The organism is Rhodanobacter sp. Col0626 (genome assembly GCF_049994385.1).
In the GTDB taxonomy this organism is placed as follows: domain Bacteria; phylum Pseudomonadota; class Gammaproteobacteria; order Xanthomonadales; family Rhodanobacteraceae; genus Rhodanobacter.
On the sequence record NZ_CP188260.1, the window covers coordinates 2,152,529 to 2,166,921 of the forward strand.

Below are 14,393 nucleotides of genomic sequence, written 5' to 3' on the forward strand. Positions count from 1 at the left end.
GCAATCGAGCCCGCCTGGACGAGAGTCGGCACAGTGCCGCGGGTAGCCACTCGCGCCCTGCCCGCGCTGACCGGCCGCGCCTGCGGCGAGGCACGACCGGTTCGACGGGCATTGCGTCCACGACGGCGTTGGGCGCGCCGCCAGCGGAAAAAAGCGAAACCGACGGCTACAAGAACCAAGATGACAAAAACAAACATAACCATGCGGGGAGGGAGGACATCTTCCATGCAAAATCCGGCCGCCATGCTAACCCATGCGGTACCCGCACCGAAGGCACGGCGGCAGACGACTTCGGAGCGATCTAGTGACGATCAACGCCAACTGCCCCTCAATGCCGCCGCCGCGCCGACCCCGGCCCATCGCTGGCATGGGCTGACCACAGCCGGCGCAGCTGGCGTGCGGAGCCCAGCCCGGCGCGTTCGGCGGCGCGTTCGACACTGTCGCCGGTGGCCAGGGCCTGGCGGGCCAGCGCCAGGCGCAGGCGGGCGTGGTAGCTGTTGATCGACATGCCGCTGGCTTCGCGGAAATGGCGCGTGAGGCTGCGCACGCTCATGTGGCCGATGTCGGCCAATCGCGCCAATGGCCATTCCTGATCGGGCGCTTTCGCCAGCGCATCCTGCACGTGGTGGATCGCCGTGTTCATGTGGTTGCGCCCTTCCAGCCACGGCGACAGTGCCGGGTCACCCGACGCGCGCCGCATATAGACGGCCATTTCCCGTGCCACCGCGGCGGCCAGCCGTGACGAGCCCATTGTGGCGATCAGGTGCAGCGCCAGGTCGATGCCCGCGGTGATGCCGGCGCTGGTGTAAACATCGCCATCCTCGACGAACACGCGGCTATCCAGCACGTCAGCGCTTGGTGCCAACTGGCGCAGCGTGTCCAGCAGGCTGTGGTGTGTGGTGCAGCGCCGGCCATCCAGCAATCCGGCGGCCGCGGCCAGCAGCGCGCCCGAACAGACGCAGGCCAGCCGCCGGCCATCGCTACCGTGCCGTCGCAGCCATGCGACCAGGGCCTTGCTGGCGGGCGAGGACAACACCTGCTCGCCACTCCCCGTGGCACCGCAGACGACGATCATGGCGTGATCGTCCAACTGCGCCGGCAACGGTTCGATACCGGCGAGCCCCACGCCCAGCGCGGTCGTGGCGGCTTCGCCCTCGGCAATCGATGCCAGCATGCGCAGGCGCACCGGCAAACCCATGGTGGCGGCGATGCGGAAGGCATCGGCGGCGCCGGCGAGATCCAGCAGGATCAGCGCCGGCGGCAGCACGAAGCACACCTCAGTGATCGGCGAGGATGTCATCGACGGTGCAGATGCGGGCAAAGCGGCCATCCAGAACCAGTTCCGTGCGCTGCTTGATGTCCTGCGCATCGTAATGGCTTCCGCTGCCGGCGTGGATCATCGGAAAAGTCAGCGTTGCCTCGGTCACGTAGTCCACCGCAAAGCCGAGATCGGACGCCACCCGCGCGGTGGTCTCGCAGCATTGCTCGGTGCGGATGCCGCTGACAACCACCCGCCCGATCCCGCGCTCGCGCAGCCACGCCTCCAGGCTGGTACCGGTAAACGCATTGTGCACCTGCTTGCGGAACACCACATCGTGCGCGTCCGGCACCCACGCCATCGGCGTCACCAGGCCCGACGCCGGCGAGAAATGTCCATCGCTCTCCTCGTGCAGGATACGCACCACCGGCCAACCACGCGCAGCCGCCGCGTCGATCAGCTTCAGCAGGTTCTCGCGAAACACCGGCACATCGTCCTCGCGCCAGTACGGCGCCTGCAGGAATGACTGTTGTACGTCGATGACCAGCAAAGCGGGGGTATCGGACATGGCGCGACTCCATCGTTGGGGAGTCGTCACTTTAGGTAGCGCGCCGACCGCCCACGAGCACCGCGCCGGACCATGAGCGGACCGATCCGGCCACGCCCGTCGCCTCAGCGCCGGCGTTTCTTCGCACCAACCTCGGACGCCTCGGCCCGTTCCCGCACCAGATCGATCAGTGCGCGCAGGCCCGCCGGCACATGCCGATGACCCGGGTAATAGAGACGCAGACCGGGGAACGGCGGGCACCAGTCCTGCAACACCGGAATCAGTTCGCCGCGCGCCAGCTCGTCACGGATATGCCACTCGGACAAGAACGCCAGGCCCATCCCGGCGCGCGCGGCCTGACGCATCAACTGCGGATCGTCGAGTAGCAGCCGGCCCGGCACGTCGACCGCCAGCGCCTCGCCGCGATGCTCCAGCTCCCAATGATACAAACCGCCGTGCGACAGCCGCATGCGCACCGCCTGATGGCTGGACAGGTCCGCCGGCGACTGCGGCACGCCGTGCGCGGCCAAGTAAGCGGGCGAACCCACCACCACCATGCGCAGGTCCGGGCTGAGCGGCACGGCCACCATGTCCTGCGGCACGCTCTCGGCCAGCCGGATGCCGGCGTCGAAACCCAGCGCCACGATGTCGACCAGCTTCGCCTCGCTGACGATGTCCACCTTCATCTGCGGATGGCGCTGCAGGTAGTCGAGGATCAGCGTCTCGAAAATCATCTGCGCCGCGCCCGTCGAGGTGTTCAGTCGCAGCGTGCCCGAGGGCGTCGAAGGGTCGCCGTTGATTTCCTCCGAGGCGCGGCGGATCTCCGTCACGGCGGGCTCGATGCGATCCACGTAACGCTGGCCGGCTTCGGTCAGCGCGACGCTGCGCGTGGTGCGGTTGAAGAGCCGCGACTGCAGGCGTGCCTCCAGCCCGGCCACCGCGTTGCTCACGGCGGAGGTGGACATGCCCAGCTCCTTCGCCGCCGCGCGGAAGTTGCCGCGGCGGGCCACGGCCAGCACGGCTTCGAGTTCGGTCAGGCCGGAGCGATGCACGGAGATTGTCCCGATTCCTTGAATGCCCCTTGCACGATACACCGGCTTATCGGGACGGTCTCGCGCGCCCACACTGCCACTCGACCCGGCATCGACTGCCATCCCCGCACAGGACATCCCATGCAACGCATCGAGCACATCTACATCGACGGCGCCTTCGTCACGCCGCACGGCAGCGAGTGGTTCGACCTGTTCAACCCGGCCACCGAAGAAGTCATCGGCCAGGTGCGCCTCGGCGATGCCGAGGATGCACGCCATGCGATCGCCGCGGCCAAGGCCGCTTTCCCCGCATTCTCGCGCAGCACCCGCGACCAGCGCATCGCCGTGCTGCAGCGGATGCAGGCCGCGGTAGCCGCGCGCGAGGACGAGTTGTTCGAAGCCCTCGTCACCGAGTACGGCGCGCCCGTGTCGCGCGCACGCTGGATGGCCGCCTACAGCCACCAGGTGATCGGCGAAGTCGCCGCCACCCTGGCCGACTACGCGTTCGAGCGCCAGGCCGGCAGCGCCCGCGTGGTGATGAAACCGCTCGGCGTGGCCGGGCTCATCTCGCCGTGGAACAACAACGCCGGCTTCATCCTCGGCAAGCTCGCCACCGCCATGGCCGCCGGCTGCACCGCGGTGATCAAGCCCAGCGAAATGAGCGCGATCCAGACCCGCATCGTGATGGAGGCACTGCACGAAGCCGGCCTGCCGCCGGGTGTGGTCAACATCGTCAACGGCCGTGGCGATGTCGTCGGCACGCAGATCAGCGCGCACCCCGACGTCGCCAAGATCTCGTTCACCGGCTCCAGCGCCGTGGGCCGCGCCATCCTGCGCGGCGGCGCGGAAACGCTCAAGCGGGTCACCCTGGAACTCGGCGGCAAGTCGCCCACCATCGTGCTGGACGACGCCGACTTCGCCACCGCCGTGCCGCTGACCGTGGGCGCCGGTTTCATGAACAGCGGACAGGCCTGTATCGCCGGCACGCGCATCCTGGTGCCGGCATCACGGCTGGCCGAATTCGAAGAGGCGATCGTCGGACAGGTACGCGCCACGCCCGCCGGCGATCCGCGCGACCCCGCGACCGCGGTCGGCCCGATGGTCAGCGCGAAACAATGGCAGCGTGTGCAGGGCTACATCCGCCGCGGCATCGAGGAAGGCGCCCGCCTGCTCGTCGGCGGCGAAGGCCGCCCCGACGGCATCACCCGCGGCTGGCTGGTCAAGCCCACCGTCTTCACCGACGTGCGCAACGACATGACCATCGCCCGCGAGGAAATCTTCGGGCCCGTGCTCAGCGTGATTCCCTATCGCGACGAGGCAGAAGCCATCGTCATCGCCAACGACACACCGTATGGCCTGCACGCCTATGTGCTCACTGGCGACGCCGCGCGCGGTGCTCGCGTGGCGTCGCAGATCGAAGCGGGCCGCGTGCTGGTCAACACGCTGACGCATGAGCCCAAGGCGCCGTTCGGCGGGTTCAAGCAATCGGGGATCGGACGGGAGAACAGCCATTACGGGCTGGAGGCCTATCTGGAGCCGCAGGCGGTGCTGGTGGGTTAAAAGACGACTCCCGCCAGGTCATCTTTCGCGCGCTTGACGTTCGCCGACGCGGGGCCGGAACATCCCGTGTACTGTTTACGGCTAAAGCCAGGATGCTTCGCCCATGCGCACGCACGGCACACTGACCAAGTGGAATGACGACAGGGAATTCGGCTTCATCGAGCCGGCGGCGGGTACCGGGGAAATCTTCGTCCACATCTCCGCCTTTCCGCGGGACGGCGTCCGGCCGCGCATCGGGGAGCTCGTATCCTTCGAAACCGAATTGCGCAGCGACGGCAAGCATCGGGCTGTGCGCGTCATGCGCCCAGGCAGCAGGGCTGCATCGCCCCGCCCTCGCCGCGCACGACCATCCCCGACACAGCGAAATCCGCTGGTGGCCATCGCCGGCGTCGTCGCGATCGGCATCATGGGCTGGTACAGCTACACGCGGCTGGCCCAGCGCAGCCCGCCTTCCCCGATACAGGCAGCAACCGTCGTCCCATCCGTTCCCGCATCGCCCGCGCCAGCCTTCTCCTGCGACGGTCGCACCCGCTGCGCACAAATGACCTCGTGTGCCGAAGCCACTTTTTTCATCAAGCAGTGCCCCGGCACGCAAATGGACGGCGACGGAATACCTTGCGAGAGCCAATGGTGTGCGGGTGGCGAGGCCGACTGACATCAACCAGACGGGGTAGCTCGCCTGAATCGAGCGTACTGGAACAACCGCCACGTTTCAAAGAAGAGGTTTGGACGTTATCCGAACGGCCATGGAATGATCCCGGACGTCATTCCGCTCCGGTGATGTCGGCACTACGATGAAACGAATACGACAATGAACCCGTGTTCTGCACGTGTTTTGCAAGAGCCAATCAAGATCAATCTTCTCGACGATTCAAGCGGCTATAAGTGAACCTTAGGTTTGACCCCGGCCAGTATGTCCCGTTACTCAGGTTGAATCGCCAAGAGTTCCGAGTGTGCGAAGGTTGGCCTTTAGCTGCATTGCCACACTGTCGATGTCTGTGTCCCATAGGCGGGCGAGGACGGGATAGGTAGCTGGCACATCCCATGGCATGAGGGGTCGCCCAGCCAGCTGCGCGAAGGGCCCATCGGACTCGGTGAGCACGCGCTCACGGGGCATCGCGGCAACGAGCTTAAGGCCCTTCATGCTGGCAAGCATCGCGGGGCCGATCGAAAACCAGCAACCAAAGGAGACTGCACGAGCAAGTTCGCGAGCGGTCCCGGAGAACCAGTGCAGTACCGCCGTACCAGCGCTCGGTTGGCGTTCGATGGCATTGAGTACGTCGGAGGCGGCACGCCTTGAGTGGACACTAAAGACCCGACCTCCCTCCTTAGCACAGAGCCCAAGGATGGTGTCGAAGGTCGTGACCTGCCTTAACCAAGTCGCGGCGAATTCTGGTCCTCCATCAAGCCCTATTTCGCCGACGTAGCGCGCCGTCGGCAGGAGACTCGCGAAGAGTGGCAACTCCCCGTGGCGCTCTCCTACGATCTGCGGATGTAGGCCGAGAGCGGTGCGAATGCGGGGTGCATTTGCCGCGAGCGCCCGAGTTCCGGCAAAGGCGGACGGAGTGGTGGTGACCGACAACACGTGCACGCCCATGTCAATACACCGTCGAACGACTCCGTGGGGGTCCGGGTAGAGGTCGAGATGCGCGTGGAAATCGATCATTGCACGTGAAGCGCTTCATGGAGGGCGGCGAGCTCGCCGATGCCGCGCCTGAGCATGTCGCGCAGGGCAGCGCGGTCTGGCACATCCGGCGAGCCGAGCGCGTTACCGAGCCAGGCGCCGAAGTCTGTCTTGACCGCAATGGTGGCCATCGCCACCGCGCGCACGTCGTCGAATGCGGCGTGTTGGTGGTCGTTGATGGAAAGATCGTCGTACACGTAGCCGGTGTCGTCCTCCACGTCCCCCCATGCGAGCAAGGACGCGCGGCGCACTTGGCACGGGATGCAGCGGCCACAGTGGTGGTAGTTGAACTTCTGGAAGCGTCCGCAGCTAGTCGAGTCAGTGGCAAGTTCTTCAAGCCTAGCCTGGTCCAAGCATTCGGTGAGCATCTCGCCCTTTGTCTTATGGCGGTAGGGGTTTTCGACGCCGACCCGAATGCCCGCACCTTCGAACAACCGGGTGAGGCCAGCGAGGAACACAGGATGCGCCGTGCGGGTGCTCAGGCTTCCTAGACGCAGGCCTGTTAGCGGCGGGTTTATGGCGATGAAGCCGTTTTCGCAAAGGTAAAGCGTGGCGCCTTCGTCCCGGTTATAGCGGGCGAGGGAGGTTGCTACAAGGACGCCGAAGGCGATGAACACAAGCGATCGCGTTCGCTGTGAGGACTCGGCGTTGCGGAGGGTCTTCGTGCTGTCGTTAAAAACGTGGTGGCCCTTGCAGATGCGTTTTGCATACCGGCGTTGGCGTTCACCATCGCCCCGGACTAGTTTGCTGACGGCAAGGAGCGACTTCCCTTGGGCTGCAAGATCCAAGGCGCCAACGAGGCTATCGAGACCTCCCGAGAGCAGCACGACGTCGTCGAGTTCGGGTCGGTGTGGCTTTCGCGGGCTTGGCGGAGCAATACCGCCCGGAATGAATCGGATTGTCCAGCGGTCGGTGCTGAGAAACGCCAGCGTCCGTGTAAGCTCTTCCGCCAGATTGTTCCAGACATCGGGATGCCGGACAGCCACCGTCAGATCGAATTCGCGCGTCCAGCCATCAGGGCTTTTACTGCGAAGACTGGAGCTGTCGGCGGCGTAGGCGGAGAGCGCAATAGCCACGAAATCCCACGCCAGCGAGTCGACCACCATGCAACCACGCTTAACGCGGCGGATGACGTCGGCGCCGGCATGGACATCGCGGCCTGGCTTGCCGGTGTCGAAAAGGACCACGCGCTGCATTGGGTCAAATCCTGTGGCATCGAATCCACGTGGCGCACAGAGAAACTTCATCCGGTGTAGTCCTCGAAGATGTCGAACGCGTCCCGCAGCGCCGTCCGGATGACGCTTGAAACGGCGTTGGAATTGACCGTATGCCCCGCTTGTTCGAGCCGCCGAAAGGCAGCCGCAACCGTCTCACCAATGTACGCCTTGGCTTCTGCGAGACGGGCGAGCGCCTGGGTGGGGTTCGGCGCGTTGTCCTGGACTGCAGCGCCGACGTCGAGGTAAAACCGGTTGAACACGTCAAGGGCAACGAAGCGCTCGATGGCATAGGCCCGGCCAGTAGCATCCAAGTTCAGAGGGTCCGCATCAGGGAACCGCTTGAGCGTGTCACTCAGCGCATCGCGGGTCGACCGGCGTTCGGCCTCGGCATCTTGCGTGCCATCGACCTGGCGGACCACCTCGACTAGGGTGTCGAGCAGGGTATCGGCGTCCATCGTCGCGAGCAGCGTGCGATCGAGGCCGGGTATCGGAGTGTTGTTGGCTAGTGCGGCGAGAACACCACCTAGCGCACTTGCGGTGGTGGCGGTGCCGGCAAAACGACTACTGGTGCTCCTGCTGCCACCGTATCCTCGGCTCACATAGTTGCCGAGAGCTCTCCGCAGGTCGTCCCGGTTGCCCGTGCGTCCATAGTCACCGAGTGCACGCCGGGTCGGCCCGAAGCGGGCGGGCGACGCGTTGCCGGGCGGATTCGGCTCAGGTGCCTTCTCTTCAGCAGGGGGCTGCGCGCCAATCTCTGCTTGGACATCCGCGTCCGGTGGGTCCGGTAGCAGCGGCGGAGCAGCTGGTACCCAAGGTGGGACGAGCGGAACGCCGCTCCCCGGACCGCTTGACGAGGTCGACGTACCCATTTACTTCCCCTCCTTGCTGATGCGCTTTCTCATCGGACCATTGAGCCCGTTGAGCGTTAACCAGTGTTTGAAAAGTTCCTTCGCCCATGGTTGATCCTCAATCAACGGCACAATCGGCACTGAGAGCGTGTGCGCCGGCAGATCCTGGAGGAAAGCAGCCAACGTCGCGGCCTGCATATCATCTGCGCGAGCGACGACCAGGGCGGCCTTGAGGATATCTGGCGCTCCCCACTCGTTCTCTTTTCGGGCACGCTCGAGGATGCGAGACATGAAGAGCGCGAGATCTGCCTTTGGGAGGGCGGTGACACGTTTCTCCAACACGTGAGCCATATCTGGCGTTTTGAGAAGTGCACTGAGGAGTTCGGCCGCCTCCGCCGAGAGCCTGTCGTCACGGGAAACGAGAGGCGCGTGCTCACGGCTGACGTAGAGCGCGCCGCGGAGGTCCTCGTCGGCAAGCGCAGGCTTGAGCTCAAGCCACGTCTTGAGGAACGGACTTGTCCAGTTTGCGGGGAACTCAACCGGCTTGCCGACGGCAAGATCCTCCTCCCATTGCTTCAGCATCTCTGGTTTTCCTTCATCGGTATTGGCGACCGAAGTCATTAGCTCGGCGTATGCCTTGCTGTTGTCGGAGCGCTCGAAGATCAGGAGTTTGGCGAGGACCTCCTCGTTGACGTTCACACCCTGCGCTTTGCCGAGTGCCATGCGAATGGACAGGGCATTCAGAAACCGCTTAATGAGGCGAGGGTTGCCCGACGTCATCGTCGTGTCGCTCATGATGGGCGCGATGCGCTCGGCAAGGTCGAGACGGTTGATGAGTTCGGGTGGCATATCCTTTTTGAGGGAGGCAACAAAGGCGCGGTCAACACGCATTCCCTTCCAGCTCTGCTGGAGCCGGCCGGCGATGTCGGCTCGAATCTTCTCCTTGTCATCGTGATCAAGCGTACTGTCGTCTACGAAGAGCATCATGAGGTAAGCACGCACCTCCTGGAGGCCGAGAGAGGGGACACGGATGGGGACCTGGATGAGCTTGTCAAAGTAACTGGTGACAAGGGATTCGTCGTCGACGCCCTTGAAATGGCGTTTGACGGCGTACCTGATCATGGCCTGGTCGGCAGCGATGACGAACGCCGAGTGGTCCATGAAGAGGAACAGACGAATTGCTTCAAGGGTCGAGATCGTCGTCTCGGGCAGGCAACGGTCCAGGTCGTCGATGAGGACGACTAGGGTGACCTTAAGCTCGCGAAGGAGGTCCTCGAAGCTGTTTCGAAGCGCCTGGATTTCCTGCGGCGGTGTTTCCTCGGGCTTGTCCTTCAGCCACTTTTCCTCGGCCCTCGCGCCCTCCTTGCCATCATGGCCTTCCCCGAAGACCGAACGCGCGACATTGAGCGCGCCGCCGATGATGCCTGCTGGATGGAGGCCACTGGCAAGTGAGACGGCAGCGCTGGCGGTTAAGCGGCCGATGCGATACCAGTTGACCCTTGTGAGGAGTTGATTAGCCTTGTCCTGGAATGTTTTCTTTTCTTCTGCGATCTCCTGGAGCTTTGCCGCGATGACGTCCATCAATGCCGCGCGCGCGTCGTCGTAGCCTTGATAGAGCCAGGCATTGAAGTCGACGAACACGAACTCCGGCGCGCCCGCGCCAGCGGCGCGTCCCGTGAGCGCCGTCTTGGTTAGCTGGATCATCGACGACTTGCCGATTCCCCAAGCGCCGGAGACGCCAATGGAAATGGGCTTCCCGTCTGCCTGGATAACAAGCTCAGCAATGCTCTGGGCGATGCCTGTGAAGTTCAAGAGATCGCGGTCGGTTTCGTTGTCGGTCCACATCGGACGGGCTCCATGTCTAAACGGTGAAAAGGGGCTGGGCCCACGCACACAGGCAGAGCAATTCCAGCAAGCAAGGCACTACTAAAATGGGACGACGGTTCGACTGAATAGTTAAGCGAAGCCCGCTTATCCATGACACGAGCTAATTCGCCTTAGACACTTAGGGAAAAGTGTGATCAGACATGGAAAAAACAAAAAGGGGTAAGGGTTATTCATTACCCCTCTGCTGTGCCCGAAACACCCGCCTTACCTCCGGATCCAGCACATCCACCTGCCGTTTCTGCTGCAACATCGCTCGCTCCCCTGCACCCAACTGACAATTCCGCGACAACGTATCCGCGCCTTCCGAAGTCGTCGCCATCACGTCCTGCACATTGACCACCACACTCAGCGTGTCGCCCAGCGGTTCCAGCGCGAGGCAGACGCGGTCGATCGTGTCCATGCTGCGGTACTGCCCGCCGCCTACCATCACCAGCAGATTGCCGCGGTCGATCCACACGCTGGAACTCACACCTTGCAGTGGACGCACGGCAGCACGGGCGGCTTCGTGGTCGATCGGACGCGACGGGTCGGCCAGACGCATGGAGCGCATCATGTCCTTGTGCATTGCTTCGACATGGCCGCGCATGGCGCGCTGGTCGTTGGTCAGGCCCGCGGCTTCGACGCCGGCGAGATGGCTGGCGATGGCGAGCGGATTCATCGGGCCGGCTTGTTGCGGCCGGCGTGCGGTTTGTGCCGTGTCCCCTTCTGGCGTTTCGCTACAGCCTGTAGCGGCAACGCAGGTCACGGCGGCGGCGATCAGCCAGCGCTGCATGGTCATCCATTCCCCCCGGAATACTTCCCGAGCATAGCGCAGTAGTGTGATGACGCGCACGTTTTGCCGCCGACCTGCGCGACTGGGACCAGAGCTATCCATTCCCCGGGCTCTCCGCGCGCACGGCGCAGACTTCTCCGCTGCTGGCCCGGCGAACGCTCAAACAGATGGAACGCCGCGACGGCGAAACTCCTGAATGCGTCGATCTTCACGCGCGCTTCCGTCCACTCGGTATCTCGTTAGGGGGTCTACGGAACGAGCCTGTGCTCCCTGTCGCCGGGCTCGGCGCGGTCATGCAACCGTCGTTCCGTGCTGTTGTTTGCAAACAAGCAAGCGGATCAACCTGCGATGACCAAGCCCCCCGCCGAAACCCCCGACAAGCGCAAATCCGACGATGGCCCTGCGGATCAGAACAATGGCTTCGCCCTCTCGCGCGACGAAAAGGTCGAGGTCGAGGAGAAGCGACCGCCACGTGTGGCAGTGCTGCACGAGATCATCCGCAGCGAAGGCGAGCAGGAGCTCAAGCGCAGCGTCAGCGCGCTGGGCTGGTCGTCGTTGGCGGCCGGGTTGTCGATGGGTTTCTCGATGCTCGCTCGTGGCGTGCTGTCCCGCTACGTGGGCGACATGCCGGGTGGTTTCCTGATCGAATCGCTGGGCTACCCGTTCGGCTTTCTGCTGGTGGTGCTGTCGCGCCAGCAGTTGTTCACCGAAAACATCATGACGGCCGTGCTGCCGGTGATGACCGAACCGACGCGGAAGAATTTTGCCTGCTTCGCCCGGCTCTGGTCGGTGGTGATCGTGGGCAACCTCATCGGCGTGACGGTGTTTGCCTTCGGTCTGCTGCACCTGCAGCAGTTCGATGCCGCCACCGAGGCGGCATTCGTGAAGCTTGGCGAGGCGTTGATGAAGAACTCGCCGTGGCAGATGTTCACCAAGGGCATCCTGGCCGGCTGGCTGATCTCGATGATGGTGTGGATGCTCGCCGCTACCGAGCGGGCGCGTTTCATGGTGATCCTGGTGACCACCTACGTGATCGCGACCGGCGGCTTCACGCATATCATCGTGGGATCGGTCGAAGCGATGTACCTGGTGTTCGCCGGACGGCTCGATTTCCTCGACTGCGTCGCCCGGTTCGCGTTGCCTACGCTGGCCGGCAACATCGTCGGCGGCAGCCTGATTTTCGCGCTGATCAGCCATGCGCAGGTGCGCAGTGATGTGGATTGAGTTCGACGCGGCACGCCGGCTGATGGGTGTCGAAGCGCGGAGGGATCGAGGCCCTTCGACTCCGGCGCTGCGCGCCTACGCTCAGGGCGAACGGTGGGAATTTAGTTGCGCTCAGAGTGAACGGTAGAAATTTGGGCGCTCAGGGCGAACGGTGGAATTTGGTTGCGCTCAGGGCGAACGGTGGAAATTTTGGCTACGCTCAATGCGAGCGGTGGAGACTTGGTTACGTCCAGGGCGTACGGTGAAAACTTGGCCATGCTCAGGGCAAACGGCTTGGCCGAGATTCGACGCCAATTCGGTCGCGCGGCGTGACCACAAACGACAAGCATCAACTGACGGAGCCCACATGGCCACCATGCAAGCCATCGAAATTTCCCAGCCCGGCGCGGCGGACGTATTGCGACTGGCCGAACGCCCCGTGCCACGGCCCGGGCCGGATGAGGTGTTGATCAGGGTGGCGGCAGCGGGCGTGAATCGTCCGGACGTGTTTCAGCGCCAGGGCAATTACGCGCCACCACCGGGTGCTTCGGACCTGCCCGGCCTGGAGGTGGCCGGCGAACTGGTCGAGGGCGATGTCGGCGGCGACAACCCGTTCGGTCTCCGGCGTGGCGATGCTGTCTGCGCCCTGCTCGCTGGCGGCGGTTATGCCGAGTACGCCGTGGCGCCGTTGCCGCAATGTCTGCCGGTACCCATAGGCTTCAGCATGGTCGAGGCCGCTGCGCTGCCGGAGAACTACTTCACCGTTTGGAGCAACGTCTTCGATCGGGGTCGGCTCGGCAAGCATGCCGACGGCACCCTTGAGTCGCTGCTGGTGCAAGGCGGCTCCAGCGGCATCGGCGTCACCGCGATCCAGCTGGCCCATGCGCTGGGCCACCGCGTGTTCGCCACGGCCGGCAATGCCGAGAAATGTGCGGCCTGCGAAAAGCTGGGCGCGCATGCGATCAACTACCGCGAGCAGGATTTCGTGGAGGAAGTGAAAAAGCACACCGATGGTCGCGGTGTCGACGTGATCCTCGACATGGTGGCCGGTGACTACGTACAACGCGAATTGGAGCTGCTGGCCGAGGATGGCCGGCTGGTGTTCATCGCGACGCTGGGCGGCAAGCGTGCCGACATCGATGCGTCCCTGATCATGCGTCGCCGACTCACCCTCACCGGCTCGACGCTGCGCGCGCGACCGGTGGCGTTCAAAGCCGCGCTCGCCACGCAGCTGCACGAGAAGGTATGGCCGCTGCTGGAATCAGGCCGAGTCAGACCGGTCATTCACCAGGTCTTCCCGGCGCGCGAAGCGGCGCAAGCGCATGCCCTGATGGAGAGCGGCGAGCACATCGGAAAGATCATGTTGACGTGGTAGATGCCGGGGCTGATGCCCCTGGCCTTGGCGCATCCCGGCGCGGGCCTGTCCGACATCGACGCCTGCCTGGGCGCCACGAGCGGAGCACCGGCGTCCATGCATGGCGGCTTTCAACGCCTCGTGCCGGTCGGCGCGCAGGCCTGGTGCAACTCGTCGTATGACAGCAAGTGTCGCTGCAGCCACTGGCGCACTTGGGGGCCGAACACCCGCTCCGCCTTGCATTTGACCGGGCGCGGTACGCCGTGGACGGCGCCCTGCTTCCATGGCTCGCGGGTCAGGTCCGCCACGAGCTGGCTGCATTTCTCATCGAGGTCGATGTCGGGATCGAGGCCGAGGAAGATGCAGAGGCGGCGCCACTCACCGTCCTCGTCGGCAATGAGGTCTTCCAGAAACATGAAGTGATGTTGTGGACGACCTGCGTTTGCGCGATGGATTTGCGCCGCGCGGTTCCAGCGTCGCGACCAGTGCATGGTGCCGCCACCGAACGCGCCATTCCGGTCGAAGCGCATGTTGGCATCCGCCACCGATGCGAGTACTTCCTCGCCGTTGCGGATCACATGGATGAAGCGCGCCTCCGGTACCTCGCGCTCGATCTCCGGGAAGTACAGCAAGTGATACGGCGTTTTCTCCAGCCACATCGTGTGGCCGTTCGCTGCCGCGTAGTCGTCCAGCGTGCGCACGAACCGGTTTGCGCAGCTGCCGACACGCCACGGCGCGCCACGTGGACGCGATCCATCGGACAGGCTGCCCTGCAGACGGGCCAATGTTTCGCGTGCGCGTTTGTGGGCGAAGCCAAGGCGATGCCGCCACTTGCGTCGATGCGGCTTGGCATCATGGTCACCCCAGCGCCATTCAAGATCGCCATGCAGGTGTTCGAAAAAAGCCGTCTCGGGCAAGGTTTGCACCGCCGGGTGCCGCCCCAGCAATGCCTGCACCAGGGTGGTGCCCGATCGGGGGCAACCGACGACAAACGTCCGTTGCATATCTGGCACGTCGAGCGTCTGCCTGGAG

Annotated in this window: 13 protein-coding genes; 4 read left to right on the top strand and 9 right to left on the bottom strand. The window is 64.3% G+C overall.

Going from position 1 to position 14,393, the window contains the following annotated elements; all coding sequences use genetic code 11:
- Positions 1 to 328: 328 nt before the first annotated feature.
- The 3 genes from ACPPVV_RS09085 to ACPPVV_RS09095 form a co-directional block, all read right to left on the bottom strand.
- Positions 329 to 1,300, bottom strand: a complete 972-nt coding sequence (locus ACPPVV_RS09085) for a GlxA family transcriptional regulator (RefSeq protein ID WP_426703125.1) — start codon at positions 1,298 to 1,300, stop codon at positions 329 to 331.
- Positions 1,278 to 1,826, bottom strand: a complete 549-nt coding sequence (locus ACPPVV_RS09090) for a cysteine hydrolase family protein (RefSeq protein ID WP_426703126.1) — start codon at positions 1,824 to 1,826, stop codon at positions 1,278 to 1,280. Before ACPPVV_RS09090 ends, ACPPVV_RS09085 begins: the two co-directional genes overlap by 23 nt.
- Before the next feature lie 104 nt (positions 1,827 to 1,930).
- Positions 1,931 to 2,857 (bottom strand): LysR family transcriptional regulator, encoded by a 927-nt coding sequence (locus tag ACPPVV_RS09095; protein WP_426703127.1) that lies wholly within the window; start codon positions 2,855 to 2,857, stop codon positions 1,931 to 1,933.
- Positions 2,858 to 2,977: 120 nt separating this feature from the next.
- Here ACPPVV_RS09095 and ACPPVV_RS09100 point away from each other — a divergent pair, with 120 nt between their 5' ends.
- Complete coding sequence (locus ACPPVV_RS09100; protein WP_426703128.1) at positions 2,978 to 4,396, top strand: aldehyde dehydrogenase family protein; 1,419 nt, start codon at positions 2,978 to 2,980, stop codon at positions 4,394 to 4,396.
- 103 nt (positions 4,397 to 4,499) lie between these two features.
- Positions 4,500 to 5,051: a cold shock domain-containing protein gene (locus ACPPVV_RS09105; RefSeq protein ID WP_426703129.1), complete on the top strand. Its 552-nt coding sequence runs from the start codon at positions 4,500 to 4,502 to the stop codon at positions 5,049 to 5,051.
- Positions 5,052 to 5,321: 270 nt separating this feature from the next.
- On the opposite strand, the gene qatD is transcribed toward ACPPVV_RS09105, so the two are convergent.
- The 5 genes from qatD to ACPPVV_RS09130 all read right to left on the bottom strand — a co-directional run bounded on the left by qatD (position 5,322) and on the right by ACPPVV_RS09130 (position 10,804).
- The gene (gene qatD, locus ACPPVV_RS09110; RefSeq protein WP_426703130.1) at positions 5,322 to 6,062 is read right to left on the bottom strand and encodes a Qat anti-phage system TatD family nuclease QatD; all 741 of its coding nucleotides are present in this window, start codon (positions 6,060 to 6,062) and stop codon (positions 5,322 to 5,324) included.
- Positions 6,059 to 7,276: a Qat anti-phage system QueC-like protein QatC gene (gene qatC / locus ACPPVV_RS09115; RefSeq protein WP_426703131.1), complete on the bottom strand. Its 1,218-nt coding sequence runs from the start codon at positions 7,274 to 7,276 to the stop codon at positions 6,059 to 6,061. Before qatC ends, qatD begins: the two co-directional genes overlap by 4 nt.
- 47 nt (positions 7,277 to 7,323) lie before the next feature.
- On the bottom strand, positions 7,324 to 8,166 hold the full coding sequence (locus ACPPVV_RS09120; RefSeq protein WP_426703132.1) for a Qat anti-phage system associated protein QatB: 843 nt from the start codon (positions 8,164 to 8,166) through the stop codon (positions 7,324 to 7,326).
- On the bottom strand, positions 8,167 to 9,990 hold the full coding sequence (locus tag ACPPVV_RS09125; protein WP_426703133.1) for a KAP family P-loop NTPase fold protein: 1,824 nt from the start codon (positions 9,988 to 9,990) through the stop codon (positions 8,167 to 8,169).
- Positions 9,991 to 10,198: 208 nt separating this feature from the next.
- Positions 10,199 to 10,804, bottom strand: coding sequence for a hypothetical protein (locus tag ACPPVV_RS09130; protein WP_426699595.1), 606 nt, complete (start codon positions 10,802 to 10,804; stop codon positions 10,199 to 10,201).
- Positions 10,805 to 11,152: 348 nt separating this feature from the next.
- On the opposite strand from ACPPVV_RS09130, the gene ACPPVV_RS09135 reads away from it, so the two are divergent.
- Positions 11,153 to 12,028, top strand: coding sequence for a formate/nitrite transporter family protein (locus ACPPVV_RS09135; RefSeq protein ID WP_426699596.1), 876 nt, complete (start codon positions 11,153 to 11,155; stop codon positions 12,026 to 12,028).
- Between the two features lie 355 nt (positions 12,029 to 12,383).
- Positions 12,384 to 13,382: an NAD(P)H-quinone oxidoreductase gene (locus ACPPVV_RS09140; RefSeq protein ID WP_426703204.1), complete on the top strand. Its 999-nt coding sequence runs from the start codon at positions 12,384 to 12,386 to the stop codon at positions 13,380 to 13,382.
- 110 nt (positions 13,383 to 13,492) lie between these two features.
- On the opposite strand, the gene ACPPVV_RS09145 is transcribed toward ACPPVV_RS09140, so the two are convergent.
- On the bottom strand, positions 13,493 to 14,365 hold the full coding sequence (locus ACPPVV_RS09145; RefSeq protein WP_426699597.1) for a sulfotransferase family protein: 873 nt from the start codon (positions 14,363 to 14,365) through the stop codon (positions 13,493 to 13,495).
- Positions 14,366 to 14,393 lie beyond the last annotated feature (28 nt).

Excerpts from the sequence above, each read along its gene's own strand:
- ACPPVV_RS09135 (WP_426699596.1), top strand. The coding sequence starts at position 11,153 with ATGACCAAGCCCCCCGCCGAAACCCCCGACAAGCGCAAATCCGACGAT.
- ACPPVV_RS09105 (WP_426703129.1), top strand. The coding sequence starts at position 4,500 with ATGCGCACGCACGGCACACTGACCAAGTGGAATGACGACAGGGAATTC.
- ACPPVV_RS09145 (WP_426699597.1), bottom strand. The coding sequence starts at position 14,365 with ATGCAACGGACGTTTGTCGTCGGTTGCCCCCGATCGGGCACCACCCTG.
- ACPPVV_RS09140 (WP_426703204.1), top strand. The coding sequence starts at position 12,384 with ATGCAAGCCATCGAAATTTCCCAGCCCGGCGCGGCGGACGTATTGCGA.
- ACPPVV_RS09120 (WP_426703132.1), bottom strand. The coding sequence starts at position 8,166 with ATGGGTACGTCGACCTCGTCAAGCGGTCCGGGGAGCGGCGTTCCGCTC.
- ACPPVV_RS09085 (WP_426703125.1), bottom strand. The coding sequence starts at position 1,300 with ATGACATCCTCGCCGATCACTGAGGTGTGCTTCGTGCTGCCGCCGGCG.
- qatD (WP_426703130.1), bottom strand. The coding sequence starts at position 6,062 with ATGATCGATTTCCACGCGCATCTCGACCTCTACCCGGACCCCCACGGA.
- ACPPVV_RS09130 (WP_426699595.1), bottom strand. The coding sequence starts at position 10,804 with ATGCAGCGCTGGCTGATCGCCGCCGCCGTGACCTGCGTTGCCGCTACA.
- qatC (WP_426703131.1), bottom strand. The coding sequence starts at position 7,276 with ATGCAGCGCGTGGTCCTTTTCGACACCGGCAAGCCAGGCCGCGATGTC.
- ACPPVV_RS09100 (WP_426703128.1), top strand. The coding sequence starts at position 2,978 with ATGCAACGCATCGAGCACATCTACATCGACGGCGCCTTCGTCACGCCG.
- ACPPVV_RS09090 (WP_426703126.1), bottom strand. The coding sequence starts at position 1,826 with ATGTCCGATACCCCCGCTTTGCTGGTCATCGACGTACAACAGTCATTC.
- ACPPVV_RS09125 (WP_426703133.1), bottom strand. The coding sequence starts at position 9,990 with ATGTGGACCGACAACGAAACCGACCGCGATCTCTTGAACTTCACAGGC.